The 13,429-nt window shown below is 67.8% G+C and carries 13 protein-coding genes and 1 tRNA gene; 7 read left to right on the forward strand and 7 right to left on the reverse strand.

Annotation, left to right across the window (positions count from 1 at the left end):
* Positions 1–51 precede the first annotated feature (51 nt).
* Positions 52–402, reverse strand: a complete 351-nt coding sequence (locus C5O27_RS18050; RefSeq protein WP_075863112.1) for a rhodanese-like domain-containing protein — start codon at positions 400–402, stop codon at positions 52–54.
* A 188-nt stretch (positions 403–590) separates the two neighbouring features.
* Complete coding sequence (locus tag C5O27_RS18055; protein WP_006357340.1) at positions 591–2,378, reverse strand: DEAD/DEAH box helicase; 1,788 nt, start codon at positions 2,376–2,378, stop codon at positions 591–593.
* Between the two features lie 234 nt (positions 2,379–2,612).
* Here C5O27_RS18055 and C5O27_RS18060 point away from each other — a divergent pair, with 234 nt between their 5' ends.
* The 4 genes from C5O27_RS18060 to C5O27_RS18075 all read left to right on the forward strand — a co-directional run bounded on the left by C5O27_RS18060 (position 2,613) and on the right by C5O27_RS18075 (position 7,776).
* A complete protein-coding gene (locus tag C5O27_RS18060) occupies positions 2,613–4,400 on the forward strand; it encodes an AMP-dependent synthetase/ligase (RefSeq protein ID WP_127963302.1) in 1,788 nt (595 codons plus the stop codon).
* Between the two features lie 84 nt (positions 4,401–4,484).
* The gene (gene opgC / locus C5O27_RS18065; RefSeq protein ID WP_127963303.1) at positions 4,485–5,720 is read left to right on the forward strand and encodes an OpgC domain-containing protein; all 1,236 of its coding nucleotides are present in this window, start codon (positions 4,485–4,487) and stop codon (positions 5,718–5,720) included.
* Entirely contained in the window at positions 5,717–6,907 is a 1,191-nt protein-coding gene (locus tag C5O27_RS18070) for a trans-sulfuration enzyme family protein (protein ID WP_127963304.1), read from the forward strand. Before opgC ends, C5O27_RS18070 begins: the two co-directional genes overlap by 4 nt.
* Before the next feature lie 53 nt (positions 6,908–6,960).
* Positions 6,961–7,776 (forward strand): DUF1206 domain-containing protein, encoded by an 816-nt coding sequence (locus C5O27_RS18075; RefSeq protein WP_006357336.1) that lies wholly within the window; start codon positions 6,961–6,963, stop codon positions 7,774–7,776.
* A gap of 10 nt (positions 7,777–7,786) precedes the next feature.
* Here the strand turns inward: C5O27_RS18075 and C5O27_RS18080 are convergent, their stop codons facing one another.
* Positions 7,787–9,325, reverse strand: coding sequence for a DUF7782 domain-containing protein (locus C5O27_RS18080; protein WP_006357335.1), 1,539 nt, complete (start codon positions 9,323–9,325; stop codon positions 7,787–7,789).
* Between the two features lie 50 nt (positions 9,326–9,375).
* Positions 9,376–10,092: an HNH endonuclease family protein gene (locus C5O27_RS18085; protein ID WP_035750841.1), complete on the reverse strand. Its 717-nt coding sequence runs from the start codon at positions 10,090–10,092 to the stop codon at positions 9,376–9,378.
* A gap of 344 nt (positions 10,093–10,436) precedes the next feature.
* On the opposite strand from C5O27_RS18085, the gene C5O27_RS18090 reads away from it, so the two are divergent.
* Positions 10,437–11,024, forward strand: coding sequence for a hypothetical protein (locus tag C5O27_RS18090; RefSeq protein WP_127963305.1), 588 nt, complete (start codon positions 10,437–10,439; stop codon positions 11,022–11,024).
* Between the two features lie 43 nt (positions 11,025–11,067).
* Here the strand turns inward: C5O27_RS18090 and C5O27_RS18095 are convergent.
* Positions 11,068–11,149: transfer RNA gene (locus C5O27_RS18095), tRNA-Leu, on the reverse strand.
* A 97-nt stretch (positions 11,150–11,246) separates the two neighbouring features.
* On the opposite strand from C5O27_RS18095, the gene C5O27_RS18100 reads away from it, so the two are divergent.
* Together C5O27_RS18100 and C5O27_RS18105 are read left to right on the forward strand one after the other, a co-directional pair.
* Entirely contained in the window at positions 11,247–11,675 is a 429-nt protein-coding gene (locus tag C5O27_RS18100) for a transcriptional regulator (protein WP_127963306.1), read from the forward strand.
* Complete coding sequence (locus C5O27_RS18105; protein WP_006357331.1) at positions 11,672–12,022, forward strand: DUF3817 domain-containing protein; 351 nt, start codon at positions 11,672–11,674, stop codon at positions 12,020–12,022. Before C5O27_RS18100 ends, C5O27_RS18105 begins: the two co-directional genes overlap by 4 nt.
* On the opposite strand, the gene rdgB is transcribed toward C5O27_RS18105, so the two are convergent.
* Together rdgB and rph are read right to left on the reverse strand one after the other, a co-directional pair.
* Positions 12,012–12,632, reverse strand: a complete 621-nt coding sequence (gene rdgB / locus C5O27_RS18110; protein WP_127963307.1) for an RdgB/HAM1 family non-canonical purine NTP pyrophosphatase — start codon at positions 12,630–12,632, stop codon at positions 12,012–12,014. The genes C5O27_RS18105 and rdgB overlap by 11 nt on opposite strands.
* Positions 12,632–13,387 carry a ribonuclease PH gene (gene rph / locus C5O27_RS18115; RefSeq protein ID WP_127963308.1) on the reverse strand — a complete coding sequence of 252 codons (756 nt, stop codon included), beginning with the start codon at positions 13,385–13,387 and terminating at the stop codon, positions 12,632–12,634. Before rph ends, rdgB begins: the two co-directional genes overlap by 1 nt.
* Positions 13,388–13,429: the final 42 nt, after the last annotated feature.

Consider the following 13,429-nt stretch of genomic DNA (forward strand, 5'->3'; position numbering starts at 1 on the left):
GTCAAGGAGACCACGTCGGCCGGTGAGCGGCGTCGCGCTCACGTGATGCGCTCAGGTGGAGGAACGCAGTGCTCGGTAACCACCGTCGACGTAGCGGACGTTGGTGTAGCCGAGGCCCGCGATCTGCTCGGCGATCCGCGGTGCCTCCGAACTCACCGACACCACGGCGATCTCGGTGTCGCGCGCGATCTTCCTGGGCTGCTCGGCGTCGCGGATGACGGGGAAGGTGCCGGTCGGGGTGGGACTCAGGAGGTTCGGTAGCTCACTGGGTTCGACCACGTAGGCGCCCGGAAGGCTGCCCTGGTGGCGCACCACCTGCGGGCGGGCATCCACCATGACCGCGTTTCCGGCGCGGCTGTGGTCGATTGCTTCTGCTGCTGAAATCGCACTCACCAAGGACACTGGTGACTCACCAATCCTGTGCTCACTCGTAATTTTCGTGCCCCTCGGTCGGCGGATACCCGCACGCACGAGATGGACACCTTGAAGACCCCCGTCTCCAAGGTTACGGAATGATCTCGGTTTGACAAGTTCCGTCACCACATTGCGGCACGCACGGCGAGCGAAACCGACTCAGGTCGATACGGCGATCAGGACCGGCGACCGCGTCCGGCGACCCGCGGCGAAGGCCGCTTGCCGCCGAAGTTGTCGCGACGACCGTCGCGGCCACCCTGCGGCCCGCCACGCTTGCCCCCGCGACCCCGCGGCGCACCCATGTCCTTGCGGATGTCGATCGGGTTCTTCCCGATCTTGGTGTGGCGGAGCTGGGACAGCGTCTCGTTGTCGAGATCGTCGGGCAACTCGACGAGGCTGAAGTCGTCGCGGATGCTGATGTTGCCGAAGTCCGCGCGGGTGAGACCGCCCTCGTTGGCGATCGCACCGACGATCGCTCCCGGGGAGACCTTGTGCTTGCGGCCGACCGCGATGCGATAGGTGGCGAAGCTCGCGCCGGGACGACGCGGGGTGCGCTCCCGCTGTTCACGGTTCGCCCGCTTCTCCGACTCCGGCGGATCCGGGGTCAGCAGGAACCCGCCGTCGCGCGTCTCGAGGGCCAGCGCAGCGGCGATGTCGGCCATGGCCACATCGTTGTCGCGGGCGTAGTTCTCGATGAGTCCGCGGAACAGGTCCAGGTTGTCCGAGGACAGGTTCTGGGTGATCGACTCGCCGAACTTCGCGACACGCTGCGCGTTCACGTCGTCGACGCTGGGCAGCCCGATCTCGGTGAGCTCCTGGCGCGTCGCCCGCTCGATCGCCCGTAGCAGGTGGCGCTCACGCGGCGAGACGAACAGCAGCGCGTTGCCCGAACGGCCGGCGCGGCCGGTGCGTCCGATCCGGTGCACGTACGACTCGGTGTCGTGCGGGATGTCGTAGTTGACGACATGCGAGATGCGGTCGACGTCGAGGCCGCGGGCGGCCACGTCGGTTGCCACGAGGATGTCGATCGAGCCGTTCTTGAGCTGGTTGATGGTCCGCTCACGCTGTGCCTGCGCGAGGTCACCGTTGATGGCGACCGCGGAGAGTCCGCGTGAACGGAGCTTCTCCGCGAGTTCCTCGGTCGCCTGCTTGGTACGGACGAACACGATCATCGCGTCGAATTCCTCGACCTCGAGGAATCGGGTCAGCGCGTCGAGTTTGCGCTGGTGGGACACCTGCAGATAGCGCTGTGTGATGTTCTGCGCGGTCGCCGTCTTGGACTTGACCGTGATCTCTTGCGGTGACTTCAGGTAGCGCTGGGCGAGCCGGCGGATCGAGCTGGGCATGGTCGCGGAGAACAGCGCGACCTGCTTGGTGTCCGGAGTCTCGGCGAGGATGCGTTCGACGTCCTCGGCGAAGCCCATCGTGAGCATCTCGTCGGCCTCGTCGAGCACGAGGAACTCGAGTCCGGAGATGTCGAGGGTCTTCTTGTCGAGGTGGTCGATCACTCGACCGGGCGTACCCACGATCACCTGAGCACCGCGGCGCAGACCCGCGAGCTGCACACCGTAGGACTGTCCGCCGTAGATCGGCAGGACCTTGACCTCGGGCATGTGCGCGGAGTAGCGGCCGAAGGCCTCCGACACCTGCAGGGCGAGCTCACGCGTCGGTGCGAGGATCAGCGCCTGCGGTGTGCGCGCAGAGGTGTCGAGCCTGGAGAGGATCGGGATCGCGAAGGCCGCGGTCTTGCCGGTACCGGTCTGCGCGAGGCCGACGACGTCGCGGCCGGCCATCAGCGGCGGGATCGTGGCGGCCTGGATCGGCGAGGGGGTTTCGTAGCCGACGTCGGTGATCGCGGCACGGACTCGTGACTCGATCTCCAGGTCGTCGAAGGAATCGCCGGGGATGTCTTGTGCAGGGGTGTCAGCCGGCGCGCCGTGCTCGCCTTGTTCGGAAGTACTCATGCGCGGGTCTCATTCATCGCACTCAACTGTAATCGCCCGACCCCGGAAAGTAGGCATCGTGCCATGACCGCGTCACAACTGGCAGCTGAACTGGTAATACAGCACTACGATGAGCGCGTGTGATGCATCACACGAATACTGGTACTGTCAGTGCCACTCAAGTGGCGTCGTCCCCGGTCACCGGGTAGTCGGCGCCGGATATGTCCAGATCAGCAAGTCCGTCTCAGGAGTGCCATGCAGCAGCAGTACGCCACCCCGTCCGATCTCACGATCGACGACAAGGCGAACCTCGTCGACTCGATCCTCAAGTATCGGACCGAGCGACCCACGATGCCTCTTTTCCGCAAGCGCTCCCACAATCAGTGGATCAACGTCACGGCGAAGCACTTCGCGGACGAGGTCGACGCGGTGGCCAAGGGACTCATCGCCTCGGGCGTGGAGCCCGGGGACCGCGTGGCGATCCTGGCGTCGACGCGGTACGAGTGGACCGTCCTCGACTACGCCATCTGGCGTGCAGGGGCATGCACCGTCGCCATCTACGAGACCTCGGCCCCCGACCAGGTGCAGTGGATCCTCGAGGATTCGGCGGCCAAGCTCCTCATCGTCGAGAACCACGAGCACTACACCAAGCACATCCGGGTGATCGACGAGACGCCGACGCTCAAGGAGACCCTGGTCATCGATGACCACGCACTCCCGACGCTGACCAAGCGCGGCGCGACCGTCGCCGACGACGAGCTCGATCGCCGCCATGCGAACTCGCTGTCCACCGATGCCGCGACCCTGATCTACACCTCGGGAACCACCGGCCGCCCGAAGGGTGTCCTGCTCACCCACGCCAACTTCATGGCCGAGTGTGCCGCCACCCGCGATGCGGTCGGCGCCGGCCTGGCCGAGGGCAAGACCACCCTCCTGTTCCTGCCGCTCGCGCACGTCTTCGCGCGCATCATCGCGGTGGCCAGCGTGGAGAACGGGGTCATCCTGGGTCACACCAACGACATCACGAACCTCGTCAACGACTTCGCGGTGTTCAAGCCGCACTACGTGCTGTCGGTGCCGCGCGTGTTCGAGAAGGTCTACAACTCGGCCAAGCAGAAGGCCTACGACGGCGGCAAGGGCTCGATCTTCGAGAAGGCCACCGATACCGCCATCGAGTACAGCAAGGCCATGGAGAGCGGCAAGGTCGGCCTCGGTCTGAAGCTCCGCCACGCGCTGTTCGACAAGCTGGTCTACGGCAAGCTCCGCGCCGCCCTCGGCGGGCAGTGTGAGGGTGCGATCTCCGGCGGAGCCCCGCTCGGCGCCCGGCTCGGCCACTTCTTCCGCGGTGTCGGCATCCCCGTCTACGAGGGTTACGGCCTGTCGGAGACCACCGCGGCGGTCACCGCCAACAACGAGGAGAACCAGAAGGTCGGTTCGGTCGGCCGCCCCGTTCCCGGTGTGACCGTCGCGATCGCCGACGACGGCGAGATCCTGCTCAAGGGACCCGTGGTCTTCAGCGGCTACTGGCGCAACGAGGCCGCGACCGCGGATGCGATCCGCGACGGCTGGTTCCACACCGGTGACATCGGCACCCTCGACGACGGCTACCTCTTCATCACCGGCCGCAAGAAGGAACTGATCGTGACCGCGGGCGGCAAGAACGTCTCCCCCGCTCAGCTCGAGGACTCGATCCGCGCCCATCCGATGGTCAGCCAGTGCCTGGTGGTCGGCGACAACAAGCCGTTCATCGCCGCGCTGATCACCATCGACCCCGAGGCCGTGCCGGGCTGGCTGGAGCGTCACAACCTGCCCGCCGACACCCCGCTCTCGGAGCTGATCGAGAACGAGGATCTCAAGGCCGAGATCGACGCGGCGGTCAAGGAGGCCAATTCGAAGGTCTCCAACGCCGAGGCGATCAAGAAGTTCACCATCCTCGACACCGACTTCTCGATCGAGACCGGTGAGCTGACGCCGACGCTGAAGCTCAAGCGCAACGTCATCCACGACGCGCACAAGCAGGCGATCGCGGACCTCTACACATAGAAGCGCCGCCTCGAGGCGATTCAGGTCACGACTCACCGCGGCCCGGGATGACTCCGGGTCGCGGTGAGTTCTATCTTCAGATCAATGTCTTCACACACAGGGTCTGGGAACCGAGTGTCGGGAAACCGAGATCTCGCCATCGACGCCACGCGAGGAGTGGCGATCTGGAGCATGGTCACCGCACACTTCGCCACCGATTCCCCGTTGGCCTCGCCCACACACGCCTTTCCGTACGTGGACGGGATGTCGGCGTTCGTCATGCTCTCGGGCATCGTGCTGGGCCTCGTGTACCAGCGCTGGGTCACCCGTCACGGGCTGCGGTACGCCTACGTCCGCCTGGCCAAGCGCATCGCGGTCCTCTACGTCTGTCAGCTGACGATCGCGCTCGTCGCCGTCGCGGCCGCGCTCGAGGGCCACCGCTGGCTGACGCTCCTGCTCCCGGTCGACGGCTGGGCCGACGGGATCTGGCTGTCGGTCACGATGCAGTACCTGCCGAGCGGCGGGAACATCCTGCTCCTCTACATGGTGCTGATGATGTCCGCGTTCGCCCTGTTCCCGCTTCTGCAGCGCGGCTGGTGGGCGTGGATCCTCGCCGCGTCGCTGACGTTGTACGCGGTTTCGCTGGTCTGGTCGCCCGACTGGTTCTACCTCAGCGCCTACCAGGCGGCCCCGCACATCCAGAACGTCGCGGGATGGCAGATCATGTTCATCCCGTCGGTGGTCATCGGCTGGAACTGGTCGCGATGGAGTGTCCCCGAGTTCGTCGACCGCTGGCTCGTCGTCATCGTCGCCGTGGCGGTGACGGTCGCACTGTTCTTCCACTACGGCATCGCCGCCGGCCCGTGGGCGCACCTCGAACCCGCCTTCGCCGACAAGCTGGACTTCCGGCCCGCGCGTGCCATCGGCGCCTACCTGGTGATCCCCGCCCTCTACGGGATGTTCCGCTTGTTGCTGCGCTGGTGGCATCACGACTGGCTGCGCCCGCTGGTCATGACCGGCACCCGAAGCCTCGACTCCTACGTCATCCAGGCGATCGCGCTGGTCATCGTCCCGATTCACATCGCGCACCGGCCGTGGGACACGCTCACGATGCAGGCCGTCGCGCTGCTGGTTTTCGGCATCTGCTGGGTGTGGGCGGAGTTCCGGTACTTCACGCACATCGACAAGCTGCACAAGGTCCCTGGACGGGTCGCCCGAGGTGTCCTGCCAGGCCGCGACAACACCGCGCCGGGGTTCGGCGACGGGTCCGCTCTCGACGTCGACGTCGAACCCGGTGTGCCGACCGACGAGCAGCCGCAACCGATAGGAGCCCGCGCATGACCGGAGAAGTGCAGCCCGGGGAGATGACACGCAGCGTGCACGCCGGGAACGACTCGTCGGGTCCGTCGGTGCGCACGCCCATCACGATGGCGAACTCGTATCACCTGCCGCCCGAGCCGGAACAGATCAGCTGGTCGGGTACCGACCAGCTCTTCTACACCCGCAACACCGGCGCCAACCAGGTCGCCCTGCAGGACAAGCTCGCCGCGCTCGAGGAGGCCGAGGACGCGGTCGTCCTGGCCTCCGGTGTCGCCGCGCTGCACGCGGTCTTCTTCACCTTCCTCTCCACCGGCGACCACGTCGTCGTCTCGGACACCACCTACGAGGCGACGTGGAAGCTGTGGGCGGAGCTGTTGCCGAAGAAGTACGGAATCGAGGCGACCTTCGTCGACATCACCGACCCCGAGAACGTCCGCGCGGCGCTGCGTCCCGACACGCGACTCGTGGCCGTCGAGACGATCGCGAATCCGACGACCAAGGTCGGGGACATCGCGGCGCTGGCCGACATCGCCCACACCGCCGACGCCCTGCTGCTCGTCGACTCGACCTTCACCCCGCCGCCGCTGTACCGGCCACTCGGCGACGGCGCCGACCTCGTCGTGCATTCGCTGACCAAGTACATCAACGGTCACGGTGACGCGATGGGCGGCGCGGTGCTCGGCCGCTCCGACCTGATCGGCCGCATCAAGGAGCAGGCGATGGTCGACGTCGGCGGCGTGATCTCACCGTTCAACGCGTGGCTGATCGCCCGTGGTGCCATCACCCTGCCGCTGCGGCTCGCCCAGCACCAGCGCACCGCCGAACGCGTCGCCACCTTCCTCGACGGGGATCCGCGTGTCGCCTTCGTGCGCTACCCCGGCCTCGCCTCCCATCCCGAGCACGACTTGGCGGTTCACCAGTTCGGCGGACGCGGGTTCGGCGCGATGATGGCGTTCGCCGTGCGCGGGGACTCGGCGACCCAGAACCGTTTCGTCGGGGCGCTGCAGGTGATCACGTCGGCGGTGTCGCTCGGCCACGACGAGTCGCTGATCGTCCACGTCGGACCCGACGGCCCGCGGGTGGCGGCATATCCGGAACCGTTCCGGCAGTGGGGCCATCTCCGTTTCTCCGTCGGCCTGGAGGACGCCGATGACCTGATCGCCGACATCTCCCGGGCTCTCGACGCAACGTTCCCGGACGGCGACTGAGCGCGCGTATCGTTCGAAACGTCGGCGCTCACCGCCGACGGGAGGCGGCGAGGATGTCAGGCAACCAGGTAACCGGCGCGGTCGATCGCGCCACCGACAGTCCGTGGTTCCAGCGCGGGGCACGCGCCGGGCACGCCGTCAGCGGACTCGTCCACCTGCTCATCGCGTACATCGTCGTTCGGCTCGCCTTCGGCGAGGGCGGAAACGCCGACCAGTCCGGGGCCCTGGGCATCTTCGCCGGGAACACCGGGGGCCGCATCGTGCTCTGGATCGCGGCCGTCGCCTTCGTGGCACTCGCCCTGTGGCGAGTCGCCGAGGCCATCGTCGGCCCGCACGCCACCGAACCCGGCCGGGACAACGACGGCGCAGAGGACTGGCTCGACCGCGGTAAGGCATTGTCGCTGGCCGTCGTCTACGCCGGATTCGCTTGGACGGCAGTGCGATTCGCGATGGGCAGCGGCCAGTCGAGTGGCCAGCAGAATACCGGACTCACCGCTCGTCTGATGGAATCCGGTGCCGGCAAGTTCGTCGTGGTGGTCGCCGGCCTGATCATCATCGGCGTCGGTGTCTACCACGTGTACAAGGGTGCGAGCCGGAACTTCCTCGACGACCTCAAGACCCACGACCGCGCGGCGACCATCGCCGGGGTGGTCGGTTACTGCGGCAAGGGCCTCGTGCTCGTCGGCACCGGCATCCTGGTTCTCGTCGCGGTGGCCACCTCGGACCCGTCGAAGGCGAGCGGGATCGACGGCACGGTCAAGTCCCTGGCCGCCCTCCCCGCGGGGCAGGTGCTGATGATCCTGGCCGCGATAGGTATCGCCGGCTACGGCGTGTATTGCTACTGGCTCACCCGGTACGCACGGATGTGACCGCCGGTCCTCAGTCCGCCTCGTAGAGGATTCCGCGTCCGATGGCCTCCCGGACCACCGGCAGTGCGGCGGTGGCCAACGCCTCGGCGTCGACGCCGTGAAAGTCGGCGAGCAACTCGATCAAGGTCTGCAGGGGAACCTGTCCGCGACATCCGGCGAGTAATGCGCGGGACACCTCGTCGACGCCGAGGACCGCGCCCGGACCTCCGGGGCGGCGCACGGCGGCACCGACCTGTTGCCAGCCGTCCTCGCCGGGTAGCGAATGTTCTTCGAGCATCACCGGCGCGACCGAGAGCCGCTTGTCCAGCAGCTCCGCGTCGGAGGTCTCGCGTAGGTACCGGCGGCGGGCCAGGAAGGCCTGCGCCTCGGGACCGGTGACCTCTTCGCCCGCTCCGGTGATCTCTTCGATGACGACGTCGGGCTCCCGGTCCTCCCCCGCCTCCGGCGCGCGAACGGTGATGGAGCCCATGCCGATCGCGACGATGTCGTTGTCGTCGAACCACTCCAGCCACTGCTCCCCGCGCCGGGCAGCGGCAGCCTCGTCCTCGCCGGCGTCGGAGAGCCACAGCGACACATAGCTGATCGGATCAGCCGCCTCCCGCTGGACGACCCAGGCGTCGAGACCCGTCCCGTCCAGCCAGCCGCCCACCCGGTCACGCCAGTCCGCACCGTCGGTGATGATCCAGTTGGCCAGGATCTGGGCGGTGCCGCCCGGGTTCAGGTGAGCAGGCAACTCGCGGATGAGCTGCTCGCACAGCGCATCTCCGACGACACCCGAGTCACGATAGATGTAGTCCTGGCTGCCGGTCCCGACGACGAACGGCGGGTTGGACACGATGAGGTCGAAGCGCTCCCCCGTCACGGGCTCGAACATGCTGCCCGCCCGCAGATCCCACGACATCCCGTTCAGGCGCGCGGTCGCCCGGGCCAGCGCCAGTGCCCGCTCGTTGGTGTCGGTGGCGACGATCTCGTCGCAGTGCGAGTTCAGGTGCAGCGCCTGGATGCCGCACCCCGTGCCGATGTCGAGGGCGCGTCGTGCTGGTTCACGAATGATCGCGCGTGCGAGAGACATCGAGGCCCCACCGATTCCGAGTACGTGGTCGCGGGCGACGGGACCCGATCGCATGGCGGCGTCCTGGTCGGCGACGACGAGGAAGTCGTGGGTTTCGTCGGCGTGCGGGCGGATGTCGAGGCTCGCGCGGATCGCTCCCTCGTCGATCCGGGTGAGTACTCCCTGGGCGACGAGTGCGTCGACGCCGGCTGTCGGAAACGCCTGCGCGACGAGGTTTTCGGGTTCGTCCGACCCGAGCAGGAAGAGCCTGATGAGGGTGGCGAGTCGCGACTCGCCCTCGTCGCCGTCGCGCTGTTCCTCCGCAGTCGCGGCCGACGCGGGCCACCACACGCCGCGCAGCAGGGCGGCGTGGACCTCGTCACCGAGGAGTTCGGTGACACCGTCGGTCGTGTAGGCCGCGGCGCGGAGGTCGGCACCCAGGGCGTCGACGACGGAATAGTCGGTCAGCGGATGAAGGGAGGAAGGTGGCGCCGTCACGCACCTGAGGCTACTCACCGTGACTGGCCGGGATCGCTCCGTCCCTCGCGTCAGCAGTCGGACAGCACTCGGGACATCGCGTCCCGTTCCGCCGCAGTGACCCAGAGACCGTAGGCCTTCTTGACCTCGATCTGGCGGCTGACGTAGGTGCATCGATACGCCTTGTTCGGAGGCAGCCAGGTGGCCGCATCGCCGGCGCCCTTGCGCTGGTTCACCGTTCCGTCGACCGCCTGCAGATTCCGCGGGTCGTTGGCGAACTCGAGACGGCGACGCGCATCCCACTGCGCCGCGCCCTTCTGCCAGGCGTCCGACAGCGCGACGACGTGGTCGATCTGAACGAGCGCCGACGTGTCCTGGCCGCGGGTGAACGGCAAGGTCGTGCCGGAGTAGGCGTCGACGAGCGTCCCCGACAGCACGCGACACCCGTCGGCGTGCAGGGTAACGTCGACGAGGTCACGGCGCAGGATGTCCTCCCGGGTCCGACACCCGTTGCGGCCGAACTGCACATCGACCGCGTCGTCCCAGGCCGAGCCGAACTCCGAGCGCGAGTATCCCGTCTTCGGCGCCCGACCCTTCACCGCCAGCGAGTCCAGATCGGCGTGGGCCCGGTTCACCGGCGCCGGCGTCGACGACGGTGTCGAGAACGGAAGCGACGGAACCGAAGCCGCACCCGGGGCGGGCGCTGTCTCCGGAGCCGATTCCGATTGGAGCAGACCGAGTGCACCGAGCACGGCAAGGAGAACGACCACTCCGATTCCCGGCAGCACCGCCCGACGTCTCACCCCGGCATCGTTGCACGCGTCCCCGACACCGAGCCGACGTGCCCGGTGACTGGCGAACCTCGCTTCGACCTGCAGACGTCGGCCGAAGTCTGCAGGTCGAAGCGAGGTTCGCCGGTGGTGGCTCGCGGGTCGTCGGCGTTTCCGGAGCCGAGGCGACCGACACCTAACGATTTCGGAACGACAATCCCGGGGTGGCAACGATTCGGTCCCATTCGGGATGACAACCCTCCGGTTCAGTATGATCACCCCTACGACCGGGTCAAACGTGCCACTTGGGTGCGTCCGGCCGCCCGGAGATCACACTCCCTGACCGGAAGGACGGCAACGCCATGAGCGCACCGGAGAGCAGCGCCGATCGCGAGATCGACGCGGTGGACACGGAGAACGACGCCGTAGATGCCGATCTGCAGGCCGCCGACGAGGACGCGACGGTCGAGGTCGACGCCCTGGAGGACGAGGACGCCGCCGTCGAGATCTCCCCCGACGAGGTCGTCGCCACAGAGGACTCCGCCGAGGAGCCCGCTGTAGAAGACTCCGCCGAGGATGTCGCTGCCGAAGACGTTGCGGTCGAGGAAACCGCCGCCGTCGACGATGCGGCCCCGGTCGAAGAAGCCCCGCTTGACGAGGAAACTCTCGACAAGCCCATAGAGGCCGACACCCACGGAGAACTCGCCGACGCCGCGGACCTCGAAGGTCTGCACGTGTCGTCGCGGGTTCGTGTCACTCTCGAGGACGGCACCACGCGTGAGGGGGAGATCGTCGACGACTTCGCCGACCTCGCTCCCGGCGACCAGACCGTCGAGGCACGGATTGACGAGGATCACATCGCCCGCTTGCGGCGCTGGGCGATCTCGACCGACGATCACGACATAGTCTTCGCCGACGACGATGCCGTCGAGCTCCTGAGCGTTTCGTAGAACAAGTTGTGCGCCACTTGCGCACAATTTCCACGAGATCCGGTGCGCGAGGGGGGACTTGAACCCCCACGTCCGTAGACACTGGAACCTAAATCCAGCGCGTCTGCCAATTCCGCCACTCGCGCTCGGTGCGTTCCCGACGTGGAACCGGGCTCCGCACTGTAACCGCGACCACCCTACCGGCCGCGTTTTGATCATCGCAGGCCAGGTACCTTGAAAGGTATGTCCTCGTCCCCCCGTCGCACACATCGGCCGGCGCTCGTGGTGCTGACCGTGGTCGCCGCGGTGGCGTGCCTGGTCCTCGCCTGGTGGCAGTGGTCGCGCTTCGAGTCGGCCTCCGGCAGCGGCCAGAACCTCGGCTACGCGCTGCAGTGGCCGGCCTTCGCGGTCGCGGTCATCTACGCCTACCGACGCTTCGTCGTCCTCGAGAGCGACCCGGAGGAGGCACGCAAGGCCGCCGCGGACGCCCGCGCCGCGGCCGAGATCCCCGAGGGCATCCTCCCCGAGCGCCCGACGACGCCGAGCGCGGCGTCGTTGATCAACGATCCCGACCCGGTCAAGGACGCGGCGCTCATCGATTACAACCGCTACCTGGCCGAGCTCAGATCGGCAGACACCCCCGACGCCCCGTCATCGAAAGGCCCGCAGTGACCGAGACCGCATCCACCGCTTCTGCTCCCACCGCACCGGTGGAGAAGGTCCGCGGGGCCCTGTTGAGGTACCGCGTCCTGGCCTGGATCACCGGTATCTGGCTGCTACTGCTCGTCGCCGAGCTGATCCTGGCGTACGGATTCGACAACAAGGCGCTCGACTTCGTGCCGATCGTCCACGGCTGGGTCTACTTCGTCTACCTGATCATGGCGGTCGACCTGGCGATCAAGGTGCGCTGGCCCGCGGGCAAGACGATCATCACCGCGATCGCCGGCACCATTCCGTTCCTGTCCTTCTGGTTCGAGCACAAGCGCACCCAGGAAGTGAAGGCGCAGTTCAACCTCTAGCGGCGAGCTCCCGCAGCGCCGGCACCAGTTGCGCCAGCGCCTTGCCGCGGTGGCTCAGCGAATCCTTCTCCTCCGGCGTGAGTTCGGCCGACGACCGGCCGGCCGCGAGCTCGTCGTCGGGCGCGAACAGCGGGTCGTAGCCGAAGCCGTTCGGTCCGCGCTCGGCGCGCAGCACCCGTCCGCGCCACTCCCCGCGCACGACCGTCTCGGTCCCGTCCGTCAGCACCAACGCGCACGCCGACACGAATGCCGCGCCGCGTCGTTCGTCGGGGGTGTCCGACAGCTGCGCCAGCAGCAGCGTGTTGTTGGCCGGATCGTCGCCGTGAGCACCCGACCAGCGCGCCGACAGCACCCCGGGCATCCCGTTCAGTGCGTCCACCGAGATCCCGGAATCATCCGCGAGACAGGGCAATCCGGTGGCGCGTGCACCCGAGCGCGCCTTGATCAGCGCGTTCTCCTCGAAGGTCGCGCCGTCCTCGGGCTCCTCCGGGTACTCGGGCACGGCGTCGAGGCCGAGGATCTCCAGGCCGGTGATCCCGGCGGCGTCGACGACACGCTGCAGCTCGGCGAGCTTCTTGCGATTGCGGCTCGCGAGCAGGACCTTCGACATCAGGCGTTGCCCGGCAGCTGACCCGGGTACGGCTCGGCGAGCACGGCGCGCTGCGCCTCGAACAGCTTCTGGGTACCGATCGCAGCGACGTCGAGGAGCGCGTCGAGGGTCGACCGTGCGAAGGTCGCGCCCTCACCGGTGCCCTGCACCTCGACGAGGGTGCCGGCGTCGGTGGCGACGACGTTCATGTCGACCTCGGCCCGCGAGTCCTCTTCGTACGGCAGGTCCAGACGCACCCGGCCGTCGACGACGCCCACGCTCACCGCGGCGATCGCGCACGAAAGCGGTTGCGGGTCGGACAGTTTGCCGGCGGCACGCAGGTAGGTCACCGCATCGGCGAGGGCCACGTACGCGCCGGTGATGGCGGCGGTGCGGGTACCGCCGTCGGCCTGCAGGACGTCGCAGTCGAGCGCGATGGTGTTCTCGCCGAGTGCGGCGAGGTCGACGCATGCCCGCAGGGAGCGGCCGACGAGCCGGCTGATCTCGTGGGTCCGGCCACCGATCTTGCCCTTGACCGATTCGCGCCTGTTCCGCTCGTGCGTGGCCGCCGGGAGCATCGAGTATTCGGCGGTGAGCCAGCCCAGGCCCGATCCACGACGCCACGGCGGGACGCCCTCGGTGACACTCGCGGTGCACATCACGCGGGTCTGCCCGAACTCCACCAGCACCGATCCCGCGGGATGGCTGGTGAAGCCACGGGTGAAGGAGATGGGACGCAGTTCGTCGTCGGCTCGGCCGTCAGCTCGTGTGGTCACGGCTCCAACTCTAACGACCATGGTCGGACGGCAGGTTACCCA

It is taken from the genome of Gordonia alkanivorans, from assembly GCF_004011905.1.
Lineage (GTDB): Bacteria > Actinomycetota > Actinomycetes > Mycobacteriales > Mycobacteriaceae > Gordonia > Gordonia alkanivorans.

Excerpts from the sequence above, each read along its gene's own strand:
- C5O27_RS18055 (WP_006357340.1), bottom strand. The coding sequence starts at position 2,378 with ATGAGTACTTCCGAACAAGGCGAGCACGGCGCGCCGGCTGACACCCCT.
- C5O27_RS18060 (WP_127963302.1), top strand. The coding sequence starts at position 2,613 with ATGCAGCAGCAGTACGCCACCCCGTCCGATCTCACGATCGACGACAAG.
- opgC (WP_127963303.1), top strand. The coding sequence starts at position 4,485 with ATGTCTTCACACACAGGGTCTGGGAACCGAGTGTCGGGAAACCGAGAT.
- C5O27_RS18070 (WP_127963304.1), top strand. The coding sequence starts at position 5,717 with ATGACCGGAGAAGTGCAGCCCGGGGAGATGACACGCAGCGTGCACGCC.
- C5O27_RS18075 (WP_006357336.1), top strand. The coding sequence starts at position 6,961 with ATGTCAGGCAACCAGGTAACCGGCGCGGTCGATCGCGCCACCGACAGT.
- C5O27_RS18090 (WP_127963305.1), top strand. The coding sequence starts at position 10,437 with ATGAGCGCACCGGAGAGCAGCGCCGATCGCGAGATCGACGCGGTGGAC.
- C5O27_RS18100 (WP_127963306.1), top strand. The coding sequence starts at position 11,247 with ATGTCCTCGTCCCCCCGTCGCACACATCGGCCGGCGCTCGTGGTGCTG.
- rdgB (WP_127963307.1), bottom strand. The coding sequence starts at position 12,632 with ATGTCGAAGGTCCTGCTCGCGAGCCGCAATCGCAAGAAGCTCGCCGAG.